Source organism: Pyxidicoccus sp. M15, assembly GCF_056858435.1.
On record NZ_CM166495.1, the window covers coordinates 12,180,437 to 12,201,844 of the forward strand.

At 72.8% G+C, this 21,408-nt stretch carries 16 protein-coding genes; all 16 read left to right on the forward strand.

From position 1 onward, the window contains the following. The first annotated feature begins 123 nt into the window (after positions 1-123). The 16 genes from ACX9TP_RS45360 (at position 124) to ACX9TP_RS45435 (ending at position 21,401) form a co-directional block, all read left to right on the forward strand. Positions 124-1,971: a CHASE domain-containing protein gene (locus tag ACX9TP_RS45360; RefSeq protein WP_482976947.1), complete on the forward strand. Its 1,848-nt coding sequence runs from the start codon at positions 124-126 to the stop codon at positions 1,969-1,971. Positions 1,972-2,102: 131 nt separating this feature from the next. Beyond that, complete coding sequence (locus ACX9TP_RS45365; protein WP_482982329.1) at positions 2,103-2,576, forward strand: chemotaxis protein CheW; 474 nt, start codon at positions 2,103-2,105, stop codon at positions 2,574-2,576. Further along, positions 2,573-4,297 carry a CheR family methyltransferase gene (locus ACX9TP_RS45370; RefSeq protein WP_482976948.1) on the forward strand — a complete coding sequence of 575 codons (1,725 nt, stop codon included), beginning with the start codon at positions 2,573-2,575 and terminating at the stop codon, positions 4,295-4,297. Before ACX9TP_RS45365 ends, ACX9TP_RS45370 begins: the two co-directional genes overlap by 4 nt. Next, positions 4,297-4,896 (forward strand): chemotaxis protein CheW, encoded by a 600-nt coding sequence (locus tag ACX9TP_RS45375; protein ID WP_482976949.1) that lies wholly within the window; start codon positions 4,297-4,299, stop codon positions 4,894-4,896. The genes ACX9TP_RS45370 and ACX9TP_RS45375 overlap by 1 nt, the downstream gene beginning before the upstream one ends. Continuing rightward, positions 4,893-6,536 carry a methyl-accepting chemotaxis protein gene (locus ACX9TP_RS45380; protein ID WP_482976950.1) on the forward strand — a complete coding sequence of 548 codons (1,644 nt, stop codon included), beginning with the start codon at positions 4,893-4,895 and terminating at the stop codon, positions 6,534-6,536. Before ACX9TP_RS45375 ends, ACX9TP_RS45380 begins: the two co-directional genes overlap by 4 nt. Continuing rightward, positions 6,536-8,710, forward strand: a complete 2,175-nt coding sequence (locus ACX9TP_RS45385) for a hybrid sensor histidine kinase/response regulator (protein WP_482976951.1) — start codon at positions 6,536-6,538, stop codon at positions 8,708-8,710. Before ACX9TP_RS45380 ends, ACX9TP_RS45385 begins: the two co-directional genes overlap by 1 nt. Continuing rightward, entirely contained in the window at positions 8,707-9,765 is a 1,059-nt protein-coding gene (gene cheB, locus ACX9TP_RS45390) for a chemotaxis-specific protein-glutamate methyltransferase CheB (protein WP_482976952.1), read from the forward strand. Before ACX9TP_RS45385 ends, cheB begins: the two co-directional genes overlap by 4 nt. 101 nt (positions 9,766-9,866) lie before the next feature. Continuing rightward, positions 9,867-11,570 (forward strand): ATP-binding protein, encoded by a 1,704-nt coding sequence (locus tag ACX9TP_RS45395; protein WP_482976953.1) that lies wholly within the window; start codon positions 9,867-9,869, stop codon positions 11,568-11,570. Positions 11,571-11,883: 313 nt separating this feature from the next. Continuing rightward, a complete protein-coding gene (locus tag ACX9TP_RS45400) occupies positions 11,884-13,365 on the forward strand; it encodes a potassium/proton antiporter (protein WP_482976954.1) in 1,482 nt (493 codons plus the stop codon). 105 nt (positions 13,366-13,470) lie between these two features. Beyond that, positions 13,471-13,845, forward strand: a complete 375-nt coding sequence (locus tag ACX9TP_RS45405; RefSeq protein WP_482976955.1) for a response regulator — start codon at positions 13,471-13,473, stop codon at positions 13,843-13,845. Between the two features lie 124 nt (positions 13,846-13,969). Then, positions 13,970-15,754 (forward strand): monovalent cation:proton antiporter-2 (CPA2) family protein, encoded by a 1,785-nt coding sequence (locus ACX9TP_RS45410; protein WP_482976956.1) that lies wholly within the window; start codon positions 13,970-13,972, stop codon positions 15,752-15,754. Between the two features lie 11 nt (positions 15,755-15,765). Continuing rightward, the gene (locus tag ACX9TP_RS45415) at positions 15,766-16,764 is read left to right on the forward strand and encodes a type VI immunity family protein (RefSeq protein WP_482976957.1); all 999 of its coding nucleotides are present in this window, start codon (positions 15,766-15,768) and stop codon (positions 16,762-16,764) included. Continuing rightward, positions 16,743-17,555 carry a hypothetical protein gene (locus ACX9TP_RS45420; RefSeq protein WP_482976958.1) on the forward strand — a complete coding sequence of 271 codons (813 nt, stop codon included), beginning with the start codon at positions 16,743-16,745 and terminating at the stop codon, positions 17,553-17,555. The genes ACX9TP_RS45415 and ACX9TP_RS45420 overlap by 22 nt, the downstream gene beginning before the upstream one ends. Positions 17,556-17,739: 184 nt before the next feature. Then, the gene (locus ACX9TP_RS45425) at positions 17,740-18,435 is read left to right on the forward strand and encodes a hypothetical protein (protein WP_482976959.1); all 696 of its coding nucleotides are present in this window, start codon (positions 17,740-17,742) and stop codon (positions 18,433-18,435) included. Beyond that, the gene (locus tag ACX9TP_RS45430) at positions 18,432-19,841 is read left to right on the forward strand and encodes a glycoside hydrolase family 1 protein (RefSeq protein ID WP_482976960.1); all 1,410 of its coding nucleotides are present in this window, start codon (positions 18,432-18,434) and stop codon (positions 19,839-19,841) included. Before ACX9TP_RS45425 ends, ACX9TP_RS45430 begins: the two co-directional genes overlap by 4 nt. A 63-nt stretch (positions 19,842-19,904) precedes the next feature. After that, the gene (locus tag ACX9TP_RS45435; protein ID WP_482976961.1) at positions 19,905-21,401 is read left to right on the forward strand and encodes a sensor histidine kinase; all 1,497 of its coding nucleotides are present in this window, start codon (positions 19,905-19,907) and stop codon (positions 21,399-21,401) included. The last annotated feature ends 7 nt before the right edge of the window (positions 21,402-21,408 follow it).

A 21,408-nucleotide genomic window follows, 5' to 3' on the forward strand; every position in this document is an offset into this window, starting at 1 on the left:
CGGACACCCCCTCGGCCCTTTCTCCTGCCGGACATGCGGACTTGCCCGTACGGGAGTGGGGGTTCCCCGGGCCCGGCATCCTGTGTATCGCCCTGGTGGGCCCCATCCAGGGGTCCACGCTTCGTGGTCTTCGCGGACACCGTGCCTGCCCTCCCGTCTTCCCACCTGCGCCGTCACGCCTCCGCGTATTGCGCGCTGCTGGTCGGCCTGGCCGTGACAGGAGTGGCCGCGCTGTACGTGCAGCGCAGCATCGACGAGCGGCGCGACCGGCGCTTCGACGATGCCATCCGGGAGGGCGTGCTGGGCCTCCAGCAGCGCATGGACACGTACCAGGCCATGCTGCTCGGCACCCGGGGGCTGTTCAGCAGCAGCCAGCACGTGGAGCGCGACGAGTTCCACGCGTACGTGGAGAGCCTGGAGCTGCACCGGCGCTACCCGGGCATCCAGGGCATCGGCTTCACGCAGTGGGTGGAGCCCGAAGCGCTGGCGGCGCACGAGGCCGCGGTGCGCCGGGAGGGTCTCCCCGACTACCACGTGTGGCCGGAGGGCGCGCGCGCGGAGTACACCGCCATCGTCTTCCTGGAGCCGCTCGACGCTCGCAACCTCCGCGCCATCGGCTTCGACATGTTCTCCGAGCCCACCCGCCAGGAGGCCATGCGGCGCGCGATGGAGACGGCGCTGCCGGCCGCCAGCGGGAAGGTCCGGCTGGTCCAGGAGCACGAGGAGGACACCCGGCCCCAGGCGGGCTTCCTCATCTACGTGCCCGTCTACAACGGCACGCGGCCCACCACCCCCGAGGACCACCGGGCCCACCTGCGGGGCTTCGTCTTCGCGCCGTTCCGCATGGGAGACCTGGTGGAGGGCCTGCGCTTCCCGGGCTTCCAGGTCACCATGGACCTGCGGATTCACGACGGCGAGCAGGCACGCCCGGACACGCTGCTCTTCACCTCGAGCCGCGAGGGCGTGTGGCAGGAGGGGCTGCGGCTGGGCCTGCACCGCGAGGTGCCCCTGGCCGTCGCCGGCCGCCCATGGACGCTGGTGTTCACCGCGCGCGAGTCCTTCATCGAGCGCAACAGCCAGGTGCAGCTGGGCACGGTGGTCATCAGCGGTCTGCTGGTGACGCTGCTGCTGTTCCTGATGACGCGCGCGCAAGTCAACGCCCGGGCCGCGGCCGAGGCCGCCAGCGCGGAGCAGCAGCGGCTGGCGAGCGAGGCGCAGACGGCGGTGCGGGTGCGCGACGAGTTCCTCGGCATCGCCGCGCACGAGCTGCGCACGCCGCTCACGTCCCTCAAGCTCCAGCTCCAGATGCTGCACCGGCGGCTGCGCCAGGCGGGGCCGCTGGACGCGGAGCGGGTGGGGCGCGGGTTGGAGTCCTGCGAGCGGCAGACGACGCGGCTGTCCCAGCTGGTGGACAGCCTGCTGGACGTGTCGCGGCTGATGCACGGCCGGATGGAGCTGCGGCTGGAGGCGCTGGAGCTGGGCGAGGTGACGCGCGAGCTGGTGCGGCGCTTCGAGACGGACGCGCAGTCGGTGGGCGTGCGGCTGACGGTGGACGCGCCGGAGCCGGTGCGCGGCCGGTGGGACCGGCTGCGCCTGGAGCAGGTGCTGACGAACCTGGTCTCCAACGCCCTCAAGTACGGCCAGGGCGCTCCGGTGGAGGTGCGCGTGCGCGGTGACGGGAGCGCGGCGCTCCTGGAGGTCCAGGACCGGGGCATCGGGATTGCGCGGGAGGACGCGGAGCGCATCTTCGACCGCTTCGAGCGGGCGGTGTCGAGCCGGCACTACGGAGGGCTGGGGCTGGGGCTGTTCATCACGCGCCAGCTCGTGGAGGCGCTTGGCGGGAGCATCGCCGTGGTGAGCGTCCCCGGACAGGGGTCCACCTTCACCGTGCGCCTGCCGGTGACGGCGCCGGGAGAGGAGGCGGAGGACAAGGCTGACGCCCCCGAGCCGCCCGGGGCGCCGCTGCACTGAGTCGCAACGGGCCATACCGCGCGTCCCAGCCCGGCGGGGACACGCCGTGGTGACTGGGCACTGGTGGACACCCGGCATGCGGATGCACATGAGTGTTCGACAGCCCGCACGTCCGTGTCTATGTCCACGTCATGGAGCCCGCACCGCGCGAGGTGCTGCTGTTCACCCTGGACGGCCAGCGCTACGGCCTTCCCGCCGAAGACGTCAGGGAGCTGGTACGGGCCGCGCGCCTGACACCCCTGCCACGTGCTCCGGCCGTCGTGGAGGGGCTTCTCAACCTTCGCGGCGCGCTGCTCCCCGTCCTCGACCTGCGCCGCCGCTTCCGTCACCCGGCCCGCCCGCTGTCGCCCCTGGACCACTTCATCGTCGCCCGCGCCGGACCCCGCCACGTCGTGCTGCGCGTGGACCGCGCCGAGGGCCTGCGCATGCTCGCTCCCGGGGAGTGGGACGCCACCCCCCGCGAGCTGCCCGGCGTGGGCTACGTGGCCGGCGCCGCGAAGCTGTCGGACGGGCTCGTGCTCGTCCACGACTTGCGCTCCTTCCTCTCCGAGGCGGAAGGCCTGGAGCTGGACGCCGCGCTGGGCTCGTCGCCGGAGACGCCGTGAGCTGGGGCGCCTGGAGCCACCCCGGCTTCGCTGCCGTGCTCGCGTTGGTGGAGGAGCGCGCCGGGCTCGCCGCGCCCAGCTGCCCCGCCGCCGCCGAGGAGGCCATCTCCCGCGCCATGGACCGCGCCGGCCTCTCCGACTTCGACACCTACCGCGCCCGCATCGCCGAGGACGCGGCCGCGCTCGATGACCTGCTCATCGAGCTCACCGTGGGCGAGACGTACTTCTTCCGCACCCCCGAGCACTTCGAGCACCTGCGCCGCGTCGTGCTGCCCGCGCTGCGCGAGCGGCACGGGCCCGCCCATACCGTCCGCATGTGGAGCGCGGCGTGTTCCTCCGGCGAGGAGCCCTACTCCATGGCGGTGCTGCTCCAGGCCGAGGGTTGGGGCGAGCACATGACCGTGTACGCCACCGACGTGTCGCGCGGCGCGCTCGCCCGCGCCCGGCAGGCGACCTATGGCGAGTGGTCCCTGCGCGGCCCGTGGGCGGACCGCATGCGGCCCCACCTGCGCGTCGAGGGCCGCCGGTATGTCCTATCCCCGGACGTGCAGCAACGCGTGCGCTTCAGCTACCTCAACCTCGCGCTCGACACGTGGCCGTCGCCCGACAGCGGCATCTGGAAGCTGGACGTCATCTTCTGCCGCAACGTCCTCATCTACTTCAACCGCGCCACCATCGAGGCCGTGGCGAAGCGGCTCCATGACGCGCTCGCCGAAGGGGGCTACCTCTTCACGGGCCCGTCGGACCCGCCGCTCGGAGACCTGGCCCCGCTGGAGCCCGTCCTCACCGAGTGGGGCGTCATCTACCGCCGGCCCCCACCCGGCACCCGGGTGTCCGTGACGGCGCAGGCGCACGGGCCCGTCCCCGCGCATCCGGAGGCGGCGACCGCCTGGGCTCCGGGTGCGCGGACGCACGCCGGCCCGACGCCGCACGAGCCGGCTTCCGGCGCCGCGAGCGGTGCGTACCGTGTCCCGGGCGAGCCGTATGCCGGCGCCGCGAGCGGTGCGTACCGTGTCCCGGGGGAGCCATATTCCGGCGCCGCGAGCGGTGCGCACCGCGTTCCGGGAGAGCTGACGGAAACCGGCACGACAACGGCACGGGACGGCGGCATGGCGGGCACCGTGCCGGGACGCTTCGGTGGCGCTTCCTCCGGGCGCTCCACCGTCGCGCCCGTGCCCCCTCCGTCACGAAGCGCGGCGCGCGCTCCGGACGCGGAGGCGCTCGCGACGGCGCGGCGGGCCCTGGCGCGCGGCGACTGGCGCGGCGCGGCCCGACAGCTCGGCACGCTCGACGAGGACCCGGCCATCTCCCTGGAGGCGGTGCGCGCCCTCGCCAACCTGGATGCCCACGCCGCCGTGGACGCCTGCGCCGAGGCCGCCGCGCGCCATCCGCTCGTCGCCGGGCTGCGCTACCTGGAGTCCCTGCTCCTGCTCGGCCAGGGCCGGCTCGCGGACGCCGAGCGCTCCGCCCGGCAGGCGCTGTACCTGGAGCCCTCGCTGGTGGTGGCGTGGCTGGTGCTGGGCCGCGTGCTGCGCCGGCGCGGCGACACGGCCGGCGCCCTCAAGGCCTGGCGCGAGGCGGAGTCGCTGTGCGCCGTCCTCCCTCCGGACGCCCCCGTTCCACTCGCGGACGGCGAGCGCGCGCGCGGGCTGGCGGACGTCGCGCACGGCGAGCGGACACGACTGGAGGCAGCCCTGGCTGCTGGTGAGGAGACGACCTGATGCCGGGCTCCGGAATCGACTGGGACGCGGCACGCGCCCGAATCGCCCGGCTGGCGGCCGCCGCGCAGACGGAGGAGGCCCTCTCGCCCGCCGAGGCCCTGGCCGTCCTGGACGCCCGCGCCCGGGCCCTGGCGCGCGAGCCTGTCGCCGAGGCGGAAGCCGGCACGCTGCGCGAGGTCGTCCACTTCCGCACCGCCGGCCAGCGGTACGCGCTGGAGTCGCGCTTCGTGCTGGAAGTCGTGCGCGCCGCCGAGGTCGTCCTCCTGCCGGGCGCCCCGCCCGCGCTGCGCGGCCTCACGCTGCTGCACGGCGAGGTGCTCCCCGTCGTGGAGCTGGCCCCCCTCTTCGGCCGCGCGCCGCCGGAGGCCCCGGGCCCGCTGCTCGTCATCGGCGCGGGACGGCCCGAGCTGGGCCTGCGCACCGAGGAAGTCGAAGAGGTCACCCTGCTGCGGGGGCGCACGTTGCTGCCCCCACCCTCCACCGTGGACACCGCGCTGGTGTCCGCCGCTGAAGAGGACGGCACGCTCGTGCTGGAGGGAGAGGCGCTGCTGGGTGACAGTCGCCTCGTGTTCGATTTGTCCGACGAAGGAGCTGTATGAGCATCGGGAACCGCATCGCACTCGGCTTCGGACTGTCCCTGCTGGTGCTGCTGGTACTGGCCGGCGTGGCCTTCCAGGGCGCCAACCAGCTCACGGATTTGACCGCCAGGCTGCTGGTAGCCCGGGAGAACTTCCGCTCCATCAGCGCGACGCGCGCGCAGCTGGTGGAAGCGGAGTCCAGCCAGCGCGGCTTCCTGCTCACCGGCGAGGACCCGTACCTGGAGCCCTATCAACGGTCCGTCACCGCGCTGAAGGACGGCATCTCCCAGCTGCGCACGTCCCTGGCGTCCAGCCCCGAGCAGCGCTCGCGGCTGAACCAGCTGGAGCCCGTCGTCACGGAGCGGATTGACCGGCTGGCGGAGGGCATCCGCGTGCGGCGGGAGCGGGGCCTGGAAGGGGGCTCGAGCTACATCAAGGTGGGCCAGGGTGAGCGGCTCATGCGGCAGATACGGGAACTCACTGACGAGATGCTCGCGGCCGAGCAGCAGCACTGGGAGGACATCTCGGAGGAAGCCAGGGCCATGGCCCAGCGCCTCCTCTGGGTGCTGGCCATCTGCTCCGTGCTGGGCATGGCCATCGTCGGGGTGGGCAGCTACATCATCACCAAGAGCATCACCGGGCCCCTGCACAAGCTGATGGTCGGCACCGAGCAGCTCGGCCGGGGCCAGCTGGACCACCGCATCGACGTGCGCGGCAGCGACGAGGCGGCGGAGCTGGCGCGCGCCTTCAACGAGATGGCCGAGCGCCGCCGGCAGACGGAGGCCCAGCTGGCCAAGCAGTCCGAGCAGCGCGAGCACACGCTGCGGACGGTGGCCGAGTTCGTCAACCAGCTCGCCGGGGCCAGCTCGGAAATTCTCGCCAGCACCACCGAGCAGGTGGCCGGCGCGCAGGAGCAGGGCAGCGCGGTGACGGAGACGGTGAGCACCATCGAGGAAATCACCAAGACGTCCGAGGAGGCCGCGGGCCGCGCCCGGGCGGTGAGCGACTCCGCCCGCCACGCCGAGGAGGTGGGCCGCGGCGGCCGGCGCGCGGTGGAGGAGGCCGTGTCCTCCATGGGCATCGTGCGCGAGCAGGTGGAGTCCATCGCCTCGCGCATCCTCGCCCTCGCCGAGCAGGCGCAGGCCATTGGCGACATCATCACCACCGTCAACGACATCTCCGAGCAGACGCACATGCTGGCCCTCAACGCCTCCATCGAGGCCAGCCGCGCCGGCGAGCAGGGACGCGGCTTCGCGGTGGTGGCCGCCGAGGTGAAGGCGCTGGCGGACCAGTCCAAGAAGGCCACCGGCCAGGTGCGGCAGATTCTGGGGCAAATCCAGAAGGCCACCCACGGCGCGGTGATGACCACCGAGGAGGGCACCAAGAGCGTGGCCACCGCCACCCGGGTGGTGTCCGAGGCGGGCGCCAACATCCAGACGCTGTCGGACCTGCTGACCCAGGCGTCGCTGACCGCGGCGCAGATTGCCGCCTCCGCCAACCAGCAGGCCACCGGCATCGCCCAGATTCGCCAGGCGATGCATGACGTGAACCAGGCCACGCAGCAGGCACTCCAGTCCTCGCGGCAGACCGAGCGCGCCATGCAGGACCTCAACAGCATGGGCCAGAAGCTCAAGGGACTGCTGGGAGAGTACGGGCGCTGATGGACCGGGACAGGCTGGCGCAGGCACTGCTGGCCACGTTCCTCGAGGAGCTCGAGGGACACGTGGCCTCGCTCAACCGCGAGCTGCTCGCCCTGGAGCGCGAGCGGGTACCGGCACGCGTGGCCGAGCTGGTGGCCTCGCTGCTGCGCACGCTGCACAGCGTGAAGGGCGCGGCGCGCGCGGCCAGCGCCACCCTGGTGGAGACGGCGTGCCATCGCCTGGAGGAGGTGCTGGAGCGCGTGCGCGACGAGGGCGCGGGCTCCTCCGAGGTGTTCGAGCTGTGCTTCATCACCGTGGACGCGCTGGACGACGCGGGCCGGCGGCTGGCGGCGAAGCAGGACCTGGCCGGCTCCCCGCTGGAGACCCTGCTGCCGCAGCTGGAGCAGGCCGCCAGCCGCTCCTCGGCCCCTCGGCGGCCGGTCCCCGAGACTCCGCGGGCCCCCGACACGGCCTTCACCGCGCCGGCCGGCGGCACGCTCCCCCCGGAGCCCCTGCCACCGGAGCCTCCGTCCCCCGGCCCGCTCATGTCCGACACGCTGCCGGTACGCGTGTCCGCGCAGAAGCTGGACGCGCTCCTGGCGCGCAGCGGCGAGCTGCGGGTGGCGACGCTGCGGCTGGACGGCCGCGCCGAGGCGCTCGAGTCCGTGCGCGAGTCGCTGGCCCAGGCCCGCGAGGCGGTGCGCGGGACGGCGGGCGAGACGGCGCTGCGGCGCGCGGAGACGGAGCTGTCGCGCGTGGCGCGCGAGCTGGCCTCGGACCGGCGCGCCCTGGGCGGCGTGGCCACCGGCCTGGACGACGAGGTCCGCCGCGCGCGCACCCTGTCGTTCTTCGAGGGCTGCGAGGGCCTGGAGCGCGCCGCGCGCGACGTGGCGCGCAGCCTGGGCCGCTCGGCGCGGCTGGAGGTGCACGGCGGAGCGCTGGAGCTGGACCGCTCGCTGCTCCAGGCCTTGCGCGAGCCGCTGCTGCACCTGGTGCGCAACGCGGTGGCGCACGGGCTGGAGACCCCGGAGGCCCGCCGCGCCGCGGGCAAGCCGGAGGAGGGGCTCGTCGTCCTCACGGCGCGCCTTCGCGGCAGCCGGGTGCAGGTGACGGTGGAGGACGACGGGCGGGGCCTGGACCTGGACGCGCTGCGCGCGCAGGCGCGGGCCCGGGGGCTCGACGAGCCGGAGGACGACGCGGACGCCGCCAGGCTCGCCTTCCTGCCCGGCCTGTCCACGGCGGCGGAGGTGACGCGCGTGTCGGGCCGCGGCGTGGGCCTGGACGTGGTGCGCACGCAGGTGGAGGCGCTGCGCGGCACGGTGGAGGTGTCGACGCGGCCGGGCCAGGGCACCTCCTTCCTGCTGGACGTGCCCCTCACGCTGAGCACGCTGCGCGTGCTGCTGGTGTCCGCGGGCGGGCAGACGCTGGCGCTGGCCAGTGAGAGCGTGGCGCGGCTGGTCCGCCTGGCGCCCGGCGAGGTGCGCGAGGTGGAGGGCCGCCCCACCTGGGCCTCCGGGGACGCGCTGGTGCCGCTGGCCTCGCTGGCGGACGTGCTGGGCCTGCCCCCCGGGCCTCCGCGGGCGCGGCGGGGCGCGGTGGTGCTCGCCGCCGGTACCGCGCGCGCCGTGCTGGTGGTGGACGAGGTGCTGTCCGAGCAGGAGGCGCTGGTGCGCTCGCTGGGCGCGCGCGTGCGCCGGGCCCGCCACGTGTCCGCCTCGGCGGTGCTGCCCGACGGGCGGCTGTCGCTGCTGCTCAATCCCCTGTCGCTCGTGCGCGCGGCCGGAGGGCGGCCCACCACGGCGCTGTTCCCCGCTCCGGCGGCCCAGCGGGCCAGGCGCCGCGTGGTGCTGGCGGACGACTCGCCCACCACGCGCGCGTTGGAGCAGAGCATCCTCGAGGGCGCGGGGTACGAGGTGGTGGCGTGCGCGGACGGCGCGGAGGCCTGGGAGCGGCTCCAGGCGGTCGGCGCGGACGCGATGGTGCTGGACGTGGAGATGCCGCGCATGGATGGCTTCGCGCTCACCGAGGCCGTGCGGGCCTCCCCGCGCTACTCGCGACTGCCGGTGGTGCTCGTCACCGCGCGCGGCAAGCCCGAGGACAAGGCGCGCGGCCTCCAGGCCGGCGCCAGCGCGTACCTGGTGAAGAGCGCGTTCGACCCGACGAGCCTGCTGGAGACGCTGAGACGACTGCTATGAGGAACAACCCGTTGCGAATCGTGGTGGCCGAGGACTCGCCCACCGCCCGGCGCCTGCTGGTGGAAATCCTGCGCGCCGACCCCGCCCTGACGGTGGCGGGCGAGGCGAAGGACGGCGTGGAGGCGGTGGAGCTGGTGCAGCGCCTGCGGCCGGACCTGGTGACGATGGACATCCAGATGCCGCGCATGGACGGCCTGGACGCCACCCGCCGCATCATGACGGAGGTGCCCACGCCCGTCGTCGTCGTGTCCACCCTGGTGGAGCGCGACATCCAGACGTCCATGGCCGCGCTGCGCGCCGGGGCGCTCGCGGTGCTCCAGAAGCCCCTGGGCCCCGAGTCGCCCGACTTCGACGCGGAGAGCCGCCGCCTGCGCGACACCCTCAAGGCCATGGCGGAGGTGAAGGTGGTGCGCCGCTGGCCGGAGCGCACGGCCGCGCCGCCGCCGCTCGTGCCGGCCCCGGCGCCCGTCGTCCAGCGCCCGGCGGTGGTGGCGCTGGCCGCCTCCACCGGAGGCCCGGCCGCCCTCCACCGGGTGCTGTCCGAGCTGCCCGCGGACTTTCCCGTGCCGCTGCTGGTGGTGCAGCACATCGCCCTCGGCTTCAGCCAGGGCTTCGCCACCTGGCTGGGCACCGCCGGTCCCCTGCCGGTGAAGGTGGCCGAGGACGGGGAGCCGCTGCTGCCCGGCCACGTGTACCTCGCGCCGGATGATCGCCACCTGGGCGTGTACGGCGAGGGGCGGGCCGAGGTGTCCCGCGGAGCGCCGGTGCATGGCTTCCGGCCGTCCGCCACATGGCTGTTCCGCTCGGTGGCCCGCGCGCATGGCGCCCGCTCGCTCGCCGTCGTCCTCACCGGCATGGGGCAGGACGGACTGGAGGGCGTGCGCGAGCTGCGCGGGGCGGGCGGCCACGTGCTGGCCCAGGACGAGCCCAGCTCCGTCGTCTACGGCATGCCGGGCGTGGTGGTGGGCGCGGGCCTGGCGCACGAAGTCGTGGCCCTGCCCTCCATCGCCTCGCGGCTCCTCCAGAGCGTCCGGAACGGTAGCTCCGTTGCATGAACCACAATATCGGCTACTGAAAACTCCCTGGGCGGGCCACCTTCGAGGAATGGTCCGCCGCGCCCCAGATGTCATGATGGGGCTGACCCGCTCAGCTACGCATGGAAGCCCTCTCTCCCTCCCTCGCCGCTGCCTTCACGGCTCTGCCCGAGCCCACCTATGTCCTGGACGGCACGGGGCGGGTGCTCGCCAGTAGCGTCGCGGGCGCGCGAGCGCTGGAGCGCCTGCCCGCCGAGCTTGCGGGCAGGTCGTGGACAGAGCTGGGCGTGGCCGCTCAGGACGTGGCCCGGCTGGAGACGGTGCGCGCCCGCGTGCTGAGCACGGGCGTCACGGACACGCTGGAGCTGCCCTGGCCCACGGACACGGGCCCGCGCCGGCATGCGCTGGTGCTCACCCCGCTGCCGGCGGAAGGGGGGCACCCGGCGGCCGTGCTGATGACGGCGCGGCCCCTCACCGAGGCCGAGGCGGTGTACTCGCGCGCGATGGAGCTGGAGCAGGCCGCGCGCTCGGAGGTGGAGCAGGCCGAGCGGCGGCGCTCGTTCCTCTACCAGGCGATGACGACGCTGTTCACCCACCCTCCGGACCCGCACGGCATGTACACGCTGCTGGCGCACCTGGCCGTGCCGGACCTGGCGGACTGGTGCCTGGTGGACGCGCTGGAGCAGGGCCCGTGGGTGACGCGCATGGCGGCGGCGTGCCTGGACCCGATGCAGCAGGAGCGCGTGGGCGCGCTCCCCACGCGCACGGAGCTGCGTGACGACGCGCCGGTGGGCCTGTTGCGCGTGCTGCGCACCGGCGAGTCGGAGCTGGTGCCCGCGGTGACGGACTCGCTCCTGCGCGCGGCCGCCGCCGAGCCCGCGCACCCCGCGCTGCTGCGGGCCCTGCAGGCCCGCTCGTACATGATTGTCCCGCTGCGCGCGCGCGGGCACACGCTGGGCGCCGTCACCTTCGTGGCGTCCGGCTCCGGGCGCCGCTACGGGCCGGACGACCTGGCGCTGGCGGAGGACCTGTGCCTGCGGGCCAGCCTCGCCATCGACAACGCGCGACTGGTGGGCGAGTCCCGCCGCGCCGCCCGGGCCCGCGAGGACCTGCTGGCCGTCGTCTCCCACGACTTGAAGAACCCGCTGGGCGTGGTGCAGCTGGGTGCGGCGCTGCTCTTGCGCGGCGCGGGAAGCAAGCCCGGCGGGGAGACGGTGGCGAAGCAGGCCACGCGCATCCAGGACGCGACGGAGCGGATGTCGCGGCTCATCTCGGACCTGCTGGACTGGGGACGGCTGGAGGCGGGCGGGCTGCCGCTGGAGTGGGGCGAGCACACCGCGGCGGCGCTCGTCTCCGAGGCGGTGGAGTCCATCCGCCCGCTGGCCGAGGCCAAGGGGCTGCACCTGAACATGGAGCTGCCCGCGGGCGACGTGCGCACGCGGTGCGACCGGGTGCGGGTGCTCCAGGTGTTGGGGAACCTGCTCGGCAACGCGGTGAAGTTCACCGGTGCGGGCGGGGAGCTGGCGGTGGGTGCGCGGACGCGCGGCCCCGAGGTGGCCTTCCACGTGCGCGACACCGGCGCCGGTATCGCCCCCGAGGCGCTGCCGCACATCTTCGACCGCTACTGGCAGGCGCGCGACGCGGCCAGCCGGGGCACCGGCCTGGGGCTCGCCATCGCCAAGGGCCTGGTGGAAGCGCACGGGGGCGCCATCCAGGCGCAGAGCACCCTGGGCGAGGGCAGCACCTTCACCTTCACGCTGCCCACCTCCACCGGCGCCGCCATGGTGTCGTCGACGCCGACCGCACGCGTGGCGACTCACGACTGAGTCACCCGGGCTTCGCCACCGGCACGGCCCGCTCCGCCTCCGCCCACGCGCGGCCCCTCACGGCGGAGTCACCCGGGCTTCGCCAACGACGCGGTCCGCGCCGACGCCGACGCGCGTGACGCCGGCCACCCGGCCGCAGCGCCGCCGCCGCCCGGTACTCAACACCGACACCCCGTGGGCAGAGGCCGTCCTCCGCCCGCGCGTCCGGCGCGACGGGCCGGGCCCGTGGCGCATGTGGTGGCGGACACTGCGCGAGAAGGCGCCGTAACAGCCCACGGGCGCGGCGCCGGGCCCGGTAGAGTCCCGCGCAGTCATGCTCAGCGCGGAGCCGCTCCCCACCGCCTTCCTGTTGACCCTCGTCGGCCTCCTGCTGGGGCTGAGCGTGCTGTTCAGCCGGGCCACGGGACGCTTCGGCATCCCCGTGGCGCTGCTCTTCCTCGGCATCGGCATGGCGGCCGGCACCGACGGGCCGGGCGGCATCGAGTTCAGCGACTACGGCTTCGCCTTCCGGCTGGGCACGGTGGCGCTCGTCCTCATCCTCTTCGACGGCGGCCTCAACACGCCGCTGCACGCCATCCAGCACGCGCTGCGCCCCGCGGCCGTGCTGGCTACGGTGGGAGTGGTGGCCACCGCGGCCATTGTGGGCGTGGCCGCGCACCTGCTCTTCGGCTTCGCCTGGACGCAGGCCCTGCTGCTGGGCGCCATTGTCTCCTCCACGGACGCGGCCGCCGTCTTCGCCGTGCTGCGCGGCAGCGGCCTCACCCTCAAGCGGCGCGTGGGCACCACGCTGGAGCTGGAGTCCGGCCTCAATGACCCCATGGCCGTCATCCTCACCACCGCCCTCACGCACAGCATGGCGAGCGGCAAGCCCCCCGGCTGGGAATTGCTGGTGGAGGCCGTGGTGCAGATGGTGGTGGGCGCGGGGCTCGGCCTGGGCCTCGGGTGGGCGGGGCGGATGCTGCTCAAGCGCCTGCGCCTGCGCGTCGCCGGCCTCTACCCGGTGATGACGCTGGCGCTCGCCCTGCTCGCCTACGGCCTGCCCACGCTCCTGCACGGCAGCGGCTTCCTCGCGGTGTACATCGTGGGCATCGCCCTGGGCAATGAGACCATCCGCTACCGCACGGGCCTGCTGCGCATCCACGACGCGCTGGCGTGGCTGTCCCAGGTGGGCATGTTCCTCGTGCTGGGGCTGCTCGTCTTCCCCCAGCAATTGCTCGACGTGGCGTGGGAGGGGCTGGGGCTGGCGCTGGTGCTGGCCTTCATCGCGCGCCCGCTGGCGGTGCTGCTGTGCCTCTTGCCCTTCCGCTTCCCCGCGCGGGAAATCCTCTTCACCGGCTGGGTGGGCCTGCGCGGCGCGGTGCCCATCATCCTCGCCACCTTCCCCGTGCTGTCCGGCACGCAGGGCGCGCGCGAGGTCTTCACCATCGTCTTCTTCATCGTGGTGGTGAACGGGCTCATCCCCGGTGCCACCGTGCCCTGGGTGACGCGCCGGCTGGGGCTGGCCTCCAACGCGCCCGAGCCGCCCCCCGCCGTGCTGGAGATTGCCTCCACCCAGCTCCTCAATGGCGAGCTGAGCGCCTTCTACATCGGCTCGGCCTCCGCCGTGGCTGGCGAGCGCATCTCTGATTTGCCCTTCCCGCCCGGCTCCGCCGCCATGCTGCTGGTGCGGGGCCAGGAGCTGATGGCGCCCCGGGGCGACACCGTCTTCCAGACGGGGGACCACGTCTATGTCTTCTGCCACTCCGAGGACCTGCCCCTCTTGCGCCTGCTCTTCGGCCAGCAGGAGGACGAATAGCCCTTGCGCTTCGGGCCCGGCAGACCAGGGTGCTACGCAGGACACAGCCCCCGGAATGGAGCTACATTCGGGGGCTCAACCTCTCGGCCCGGTTAGGGTGGGAACATGCGCCGCGAGCACACCCAGCACTCCATCCTCGTGGTGGAGGATGACCAGGACATTCGTGAAGCCGTCGCGGAGCTGCTGGAGCTGGAGGGCTACTCCGTCTCCAGCGCCAGCAACGGCCAGGAAGGACTGAACGCCCTGGCGACCCTCCGCCAGCCCTGCCTCGTCCTGCTCGATTTGATGATGCCGGTGCTGACGGGGTACGAGTTCCTGGAGCGCCTGCGCATCACCGGCGCGCAGTCCCTGGTGCCGGTGCTCATCATGACGGCCAGCCACGTCACCGAGCTGCCCAATGGCGCCGTGGGGCTCCTGCGCAAGCCCGTGGAGATGACGCACCTGCTCCAGGCGGTGGCGCGCCACTGCACGCACGCCTGAGCCTGCCGGAATGGAGGGGCCCGCCGCGTCGGCCCCTGCCTGAACGGGCAGGTCTTCCGGCACCGCGCCCGGGCCTCGGGCGCACCGGTTTGCCGCCGCCGCGCCCTCCATGCGAGGAAGGGCCATGTCCTTCCTGCATCAGGCACTGGTCTTCCTCGCCGCGGCGGTGGTGGCGGTGCCCCTCTTCAAGAAGCTCGGGCTGGGGTCCGTGCTGGGGTACCTCACGGCGGGCGCGGTCATCGGCCCGTGGGGCGCGAAGCTCATCACCGACGTGGAGAACATCCTCCACGTGTCCGAGCTGGGCGTGGTGCTGCTGCTGTTCGTCATCGGCCTGGAGCTGCGGCCCTCGCGCCTGTGGGAGCTGCGCCGCCTGGTGTTCGGCCTGGGCGGCGCCCAGGTGCTCCTCACCGGCGGGCTGCTGGCGGGCGTGGCCCTGGCCCTCGGCCTGAGGCCGGGCGCGGCCATCATCGCCGGCTTCGGCCTGTCACTGTCCTCCACCGCCTTCGCGCTCCAGCTGCTCGCCGAGCGCAACCAGCTCACCACGGGGTACGGGCGGCTGGCCTTCGGCATCCTCCTCTTCCAGGACCTGGCGGTGATTCCGCTGCTCGCCCTGCTGCCGCTGCTGGGCACCGGGCCCAGCGTCTCCACGGAGCCGGGCTGGCTCACGGGCCTGAAGGTCGTCGGGGTGCTGGTGGGCGTGGTGGTGGCGGGCCGCTACCTCATGCGCCCGGTGTTCCGCGCGGTGGCGTCCTTCCACAGCCAGGAGTTGTTCACCGCCACCGCGCTGCTGGTGGTGGTGGGCACCGCGTCGCTGGTCAGCGTGGTGGGGCTGTCCATGGCGCTGGGCGCGTTCCTCGCCGGCGTGCTGCTGGCCGAGTCCGAGTACCGCCACGAGCTGGAGGCGGACATCGAGCCCTTCAAGGGCCTGCTCCTGGGCCTGTTCTTCATCGCCGTGGGCATGTCGGTGAGCCTGGGGCTCATCGTGGAGAAGCCGCTCCTGGTGGGCGGGCTGGTGGTGGGGCTGGTGGTGCTCAAGGGCGCGGTGCTGTACGGGCTGGGCCGCTTCAGCCTGAAGCAGGACGAGCCCGCGCTCAGCCTGGGCGTCGTCATCTCCCAGGGCGGCGAGTTCGCCTTCGTCCTCTTCGCGCTCGCCGTCTCGTTCCGCGTCATGGACCGCGCGCTCGCGGACCTGCTGGTGGTGGTGGTGGGCCTGTCCATGGCGACCACGCCGCTGTTGTACGCGGCGCACGAGCGGTGGCTGCGGCCGCGCTTCGCGAAGAAGGCGCAGGCGCGCGAGTTCGACGTGGCCCCCGAGGAGGACAACCCGGTCATCATCGCCGGCTTCGGGCGCGTGGGTCAGGTGGTGGGGCGCCTGTTGCGCGTCAAGCGCATCGGCTTCACGGCGATTGACGCCAGCCCCGAGCACATCGACTTCATGAAGCGCTTCGGGAGCAAGATTTTCTACGGCGACGCGTCGCGGCTGGATTTGCTGCGGGCGGCGCGCGCGGACAAGGCGAAGGTGTTCGTGCTCGCCATCGACGACATCGAGGCGTCGGTGCGCACGGCGCAGGCGGTGAAGGAGCACTTCCCGCACCTGACCATCTTCGCCCGCGCGCGCAACCGCGTGCATGCGTACCGGCTGCTGGACCTGGGCATCCAGCGGGTGATGCGCGAGACGTTCGCCGGCAGCCTGGAGATGGCGCAGGACGTGCTCATGGTCATGGGGCTCACCTATTCGGAGAGCCACCGCGCGCTGGAGCGACTGAGGGACCACGACGAGGAGCTGCTGCGCGAGACGGCGAAGTTCCACACGGACGAGGCGAAGCTCGTCGAGATGGCCGCCAGGGCGCGCAAGGAGCTGGAGAGCCTCTTCGAGCAGGATGACAAGGAGCAGTCCAAGTCCGCGTGAGGGGCTCCGACATGAACGAGCACGTTCCGCGAATCCGCCACCACGCATCCGAGGCCGACGGCGCGGGGCTGCTCGTTCGAGAGGTCGTCCGGCTCGCGTTCTACATGCCGCATGACCATCACGACCTGGCCCCCCAGGTCCGCCGCGCGCTCGACCTCTACGTCGATGCCGTTGGCATCGGGCCGGACATCCTCTCCCACGGCGAGGACCTGGAGGGCGAGCGGTTCCCGCTGGGCCCGGAAGGGTGGGCCCACGTCCGAAGCTTGCTGCGCCCCTTCGGGGGCTATCGCTTCATGGACGAATTCGAGAGCGAGGACGCGACGCCCTTCCTCCGGACCCAGCTCAAGACGCAGAACGAGACGTCCGTCCTGCTCATCGGGCTCGAGCCCCAGCCCAACGGATTCTCGTTCAACTACCGGGCCCGCCTTCCGTGGCGCACGCCGCCAGAAGGAAGCATGAGCGTACTGAGCACCACCCTTCCCTCCGAGTACCTGGAGGAACAGGGCCCGGGCAGGGTGCAGGAGCTGGCGATGACGCTGGCCTCGCTGCTGAGCTTCTCCACGGGGCATGTCGGGCTGGCCTTCGAGCTGTATGGGAGGAGGAGCCGTGCGCTGCCGCTGATTCGCGAGACACTTTTCCGCCACCCGGGACTGGACCTGCCACAGGTCGGCGTGGATTCGAGTCTGGGCACGCGAGTCGATGGCGTGCACTGGCTGAACTTCCTGGGTCCGCCCGTGTTGGACGCGTTGGGCGGCATGGGCGGGCTGCGCGAACGGTTGAGCGCACCCCAGACACGCGTCGAGGGGATGAATGACGGCCGCGCAATGGTGTCGTTGGGAACATGGCCGGAAGCAGGAGACCTGGCTCAGGGCGAGCACCTTCCCGCATACCGGGAGCTGGCCCGAACCCTGGAGCCACGACTGAAGGCTTTCGAGCCCCGCCTGGCCCGCTCCTGGACGGGGTACACGGAAGAGGAAGTCAGGCGCTGGTGGCGCCGCTTTCTCGATTGAGCCGCTCCATTCCTCTCGCCGGGATGCACTTGAGCCGTCTCTCCAGATGGGCGTTCTTCCTCGGAACCCTGCTGCTCCAAATCGCCTGCGCCACGACTCACGCCGAGCGTGGCGACACGGGTCGGTACGAGCAGAGCCTGGATTCAGCGACGAGCGGCTGCCTGCGCGGTTCTGCCTGCTACATCCAGCAGGGCGAGGAAGCGGTCCTGCCCTGGCTGTCGAATGCCGCGAGGGCGACGGGTGCCGTCCTTGCCGTCGTGAAGTCGCTGGAGGCCGCGGAGGTGGCGCGCATCGAACAACTCCTCGTGCAATGCGCCAGGGAAGCAGACCTTGAGGTCAATGAGCGGGAATACGGACGCGGCAAGAGACCCGACGACGCCGAGTGCGAGAGGGTGGTCCGCTACGAGAACGGCAAACCCGTGCTGCGTCGGATGGACCTGGGGACGATGAAGCACGACGTGGCCTTTGCCTGTGTCCGACGTGAAGTCCTCAAGCTGTTCCCGGACAACGTCTCCATCGAGCCGCGCTACGGACTGGATTCCACGACGGCGCGGTACGTGCTCACCCAACGGTGGAAGGACTCCCTCATGCCCGACATCGTCCTGCATGCCGCGCACAACCCGGCCAGCGTTCAGTGCGTCTACGACTTCAAGTTCCCCTGCTCCGCCGCGAACAAGAGCGACCCGCTCGGCACTTCGGGAGTCAGCGCGCAGCTGGCGAAGTACCAGGAGCTCGGCGGCAACTGCCCGCCCGCCATCGTCACGCCCCAACTCGGAATCAACCGGGAGTGAGTGGCCATGCCGGGAGGCGTGAGACACAGGAAATCCCTGTTTCACCCCAGCCCGCATTCAACCCAGCCGCATTCCTCCGTCTCGGGTGGACCCCGAGACGCAGGAGCCCCGCTCCTCGCATTGCCTCCTGTGACGCGCAGTGGACAGGAGGCCGGCCGGCCTCGCGCGGGACGGGGAGCGGGGTATGGTTCAGACCCGGATGTGCTTCTCGCTCCCCGCACTCCTCGCCCTCACGCTCTCCGGCGCTCCCATTGCCGGGCACGAGACGGCCACGGCTCCGTCCGCGGTGGAGACTCCCCGCGCGCTCGCCTCGGAGCTGGGCACCAGCGTCGGGCTCTTCACCGGCGGCTACGCCTTCGCGGGCGGACGCTGGGAGGACGCGTACCTCGCCAACACCTCCTCCGCGCGCTTCCTGCTCGGCGGCTTCACGCTGGACGGCGGCCTCTTGTCGCTGCTGCCGCTGGAGCGCGGCGGTCCCGGCGGCAGCACCGCCGTCACCGCGCGCCTGGGCTACACCGGTGAGCGCTGGAGCGCCGTGGGCGGCGCCGTCGTCGGCCTGGGCTACACCTCCCGGCCGCTCCTCCAGGTGCTGCCTTCCGTGAAGGGCCTCTACCGCGTGGGCCGCGTGGACCTGGAGGCCGGCATCTTCGACGCCAACGGGCAGCTGCCCGCGCACCTCGGCGCCTCCTACGGGCCCGTGGCTCTCGCCTACGTCTTCCCCCTGGGCGGCCGCGCGCGCGTGGACATCCCCCTGGCCGCCCGCGCCGGCGTGCGCCTGGAGGGGTTCGTCTTCCAGTACGGCGACGTGCGCACCTCGCTCGTCACCGTGGGCATCGTCGGCCGCCCCACCGCGTCCGAGCGCGCCGGAGGTGCCTCATGAGGCGCCGCGCCCTCGTCGCCCTCCCGCTGGCGCTGGCCGCGTGCAGCGACAGGCCCGCCTTCGACGCGGAGGACATCCGCCGCGCCACGCTCGGCACCGGCCTGCCCGCGGGCTTCCTGCTGGGCACCGCCACCGCCAGCCATCAGATCGAGGGCGGCACCACCAACGACTGGAGCGCGTGGGAGCAGGGCACCTTCCCCGACGGCCGGCCCCACATCCACGACGGCAGCGTGTCCGGCGACGCGGCCGGCTCGTGGGAGCGCTTCGACACGGACGTGGCGCTGATGCGGCAATTGGGCGCCAACGCCTACCGCTTCAGCCTGGAGTGGAGCCGCCTCCAGCCCGCGCGCGGCACGTGGGACGAGGACGCCCTGGCGCGCTACCGCGAGCAGGCCCGCGCCCTTCGCGAGCAGGGCATCACCCCGCTCGTCACGCTGTACCACTTCACCCTGCCGCAGTGGGTCTCCGACGCGGGCGGCTGGGAGAACCCCGCCACGCTCGACGACTTCGAGGCCTACGCCGCCCGCGTTGCCGCGGAGCTGGGCGGCGAGGTGGACTGGTGGTGCACCGTCAACGAGCCCAACGTGCTCGCGGTGTTCGGCTACCTGGATGGCGTGTGGCCTCCGGGGAAGAAGGACGCGAAGGCCATGGCCACCGCGCTGTCGCACCTCATTGAGGCGCACGCGCGCGCGGCCCGGCGGCTGCGCGCCCTGGACACCGTGGACGCCGACGGCGACGGGTATGCCACCCGCGTGGGCCTGGCGCACCACGTGCGCATCTTCCAGCCCGCCACCGGCTCCACCGCGGACATCACCGCCGCGGGCCTCACCGACGCCTTCTTCAACGAGAGCGTCCCCCTGGCCCTCTCCACCGGCCGCATCCGCCTGTCCGTGCCCGGCAGCGCCAGCATCGACCGCGAGGTGGCGGACCTGAAGGGCTCCAGCGACTACCTGGGGCTCAACTACTATTCGCGAGACCATGTACGGCAGGACTTCCGCGAGGCGTCGCTTTCCAACCAGTACGTCCCCTCCGGGCGTCCGGTGAGCGACCTCGGCTGGGACATCTATCCCGAGGGGCTCTATCTCTTCCTGCTCCGCTTCCGCGACCTGGGCATCCCACTGTTCGTGACGGAGAATGGGATGGCGGACGCCGAAGGAAACCGGCGGCCGGAGTACTTCCGTAGCCATGTGTACGCGGTGGAGCAGGCAGTCAGAGAGGGGGCGGACGTGCGCGGCTACTTCCACTGGAGCCTCATGGACAACTTCGAGTGGGCCGAGGGCTACACGCCCCGCTTCGGCCTCTTCCACGTGGACTTCGCCAGTCCGGATAAAAACCGCGTCCCCACCCCCGCCGTGGAGAGCTTCCAGGACGTCGCCCGCAACCTCGGCCTCACGCCCGTGCCCTGAAGCCATGCCCCACCCCGTGTTCACCCCTTGAGGGCCTCCAGCCCACCGCCCCACCGACGACGCATGGCTCCCACCTCCGCCAAGAAGCGCCAGCGCCCCCCGGCCGCGCCCCCCTCCGAGGCGCCCGCCGTGCCGCTCCACGCGCTCCTGGAGGGCCTGCCGGACGCCTTCTTCATGCTCGATGCCGGGTGGCACTTCCTCTACGTCAGCCCCCGCATGACGGAGCTCTTGGGCGGCTGCGGCGGCCCCGGTGACGACCTGCGCCGCGCGTGCCCCCAGCTGCTGGAATTGCGCCGCCACCTGCGCTTCGACCTCCCCGCCACCGAGCAGGGCACCGCGCGCTTCGAGCATGGCTGGCCGGACCGGGACCTGTGCTTCGACGTCCGCGTGCGCCCGGTGGAGGGCGGCCTGCTGGTGCACTGCCGCGACATCACCGGCGAGCGCCGCGCGCGCGAGGAGCTGCGGCGCACCAGCGAAATCTTCCGCTCCATCCTCGAGGGGACGACGGACGCCGTCTACACCAAGGATTTGCAGGGCCGCTACCAGCTCATCAACTCCGCGGGCGCGAAGGCGGTGGGCTACTCGGTGGAGGCCATGATGGGAAAGACGGACGCCGAGCTCTTCACTCCCGAGGTGGCGCGCGCCAACGCGGCCAACGACAGGGAGGTGTTCGCCTTCGGCCGCACCGTCACCTACGAGGACGCGCAGCCGGGCGCCGAGGGCCCGCGCGTGTGGCTGTCCACCAAGGGCGTGCTGAGAGACCCGGAGGGCAAGGTGTCCGGCCTGTTCGGCATCAGCCGCGACATCACCCAGCGCAAGTGGGCCGAGGAGGAGTCGCGCCGGCACGCGGAGTTCCAGGAGCAGCTCATGGGCATCGTCAGCCATGACATCCGCAGCCCGCTGGGCGCCATCATGAACTGGTCCCGCGTGCTCGCCGAGAGCGGCACCGCGGAGGAGGCGAAGCAGACCAGCAAGCGCATCGCCACCGCGGCGGTGCGAATCGAGCGGCTCACCCGCCTGCTGCTGGACTTCACGCGCACGCGGCTGGTGGGCGGCGTGGCCATTGAGCCGCGCTCCATGGACCTGAAGGATTTGGCGGCGAAGGTGGCCCACGAGTTCCGCGTGGCCTTCCCGCAGCGCCTCGTGGAGGTGGAGCACAAGGGCAACACGCAGGGCACGTGGGACCCGGACCGGCTGGGACAGGTGGCGTCCAACCTGGTGGAGAACGCGCTGAAGTACAGCCCGGCGGAGACGCCGGTGCGCCTGTCCGTGCGCGGCGTGCGCAACAAGGTGGTGCTGGAGGTGCTCAACGCCGGCCGCCCCATCCCCGACAACCTGCTGCCCCACCTCTTCGAGCCCTTCCGCCGCGGCCCCCAGACGGCCCGCACGCTGAAGATGAGCTACGGGCTGGGGCTCTACATCGTCCGGGAAATCGTCCAGGCGCACGGGGGCACCATTGAAGTCACCTCCAGCGAGGACGAGGGCACCAGCTTCCTGGTGACGCTGCCGCGCCGCTCGATGCCGACCAAGCCCAGCGGGCCGCCGCGGCCCCCGCCGTAGCCCCGCG

Excerpts from the sequence above, each read along its gene's own strand:
- ACX9TP_RS45415 (WP_482976957.1), top strand. The coding sequence starts at position 15,766 with ATGAACGAGCACGTTCCGCGAATCCGCCACCACGCATCCGAGGCCGAC.
- ACX9TP_RS45395 (WP_482976953.1), top strand. The coding sequence starts at position 9,867 with ATGGAAGCCCTCTCTCCCTCCCTCGCCGCTGCCTTCACGGCTCTGCCC.
- ACX9TP_RS45405 (WP_482976955.1), top strand. The coding sequence starts at position 13,471 with ATGCGCCGCGAGCACACCCAGCACTCCATCCTCGTGGTGGAGGATGAC.
- ACX9TP_RS45410 (WP_482976956.1), top strand. The coding sequence starts at position 13,970 with ATGTCCTTCCTGCATCAGGCACTGGTCTTCCTCGCCGCGGCGGTGGTG.
- cheB (WP_482976952.1), top strand. The coding sequence starts at position 8,707 with ATGAGGAACAACCCGTTGCGAATCGTGGTGGCCGAGGACTCGCCCACC.
- ACX9TP_RS45375 (WP_482976949.1), top strand. The coding sequence starts at position 4,297 with ATGCCGGGCTCCGGAATCGACTGGGACGCGGCACGCGCCCGAATCGCC.
- ACX9TP_RS45435 (WP_482976961.1), top strand. The coding sequence starts at position 19,905 with ATGGCTCCCACCTCCGCCAAGAAGCGCCAGCGCCCCCCGGCCGCGCCC.
- ACX9TP_RS45365 (WP_482982329.1), top strand. The coding sequence starts at position 2,103 with ATGGAGCCCGCACCGCGCGAGGTGCTGCTGTTCACCCTGGACGGCCAG.
- ACX9TP_RS45380 (WP_482976950.1), top strand. The coding sequence starts at position 4,893 with ATGAGCATCGGGAACCGCATCGCACTCGGCTTCGGACTGTCCCTGCTG.
- ACX9TP_RS45385 (WP_482976951.1), top strand. The coding sequence starts at position 6,536 with ATGGACCGGGACAGGCTGGCGCAGGCACTGCTGGCCACGTTCCTCGAG.
- ACX9TP_RS45400 (WP_482976954.1), top strand. The coding sequence starts at position 11,884 with ATGCTCAGCGCGGAGCCGCTCCCCACCGCCTTCCTGTTGACCCTCGTC.
- ACX9TP_RS45425 (WP_482976959.1), top strand. The coding sequence starts at position 17,740 with ATGGTTCAGACCCGGATGTGCTTCTCGCTCCCCGCACTCCTCGCCCTC.
- ACX9TP_RS45430 (WP_482976960.1), top strand. The coding sequence starts at position 18,432 with ATGAGGCGCCGCGCCCTCGTCGCCCTCCCGCTGGCGCTGGCCGCGTGC.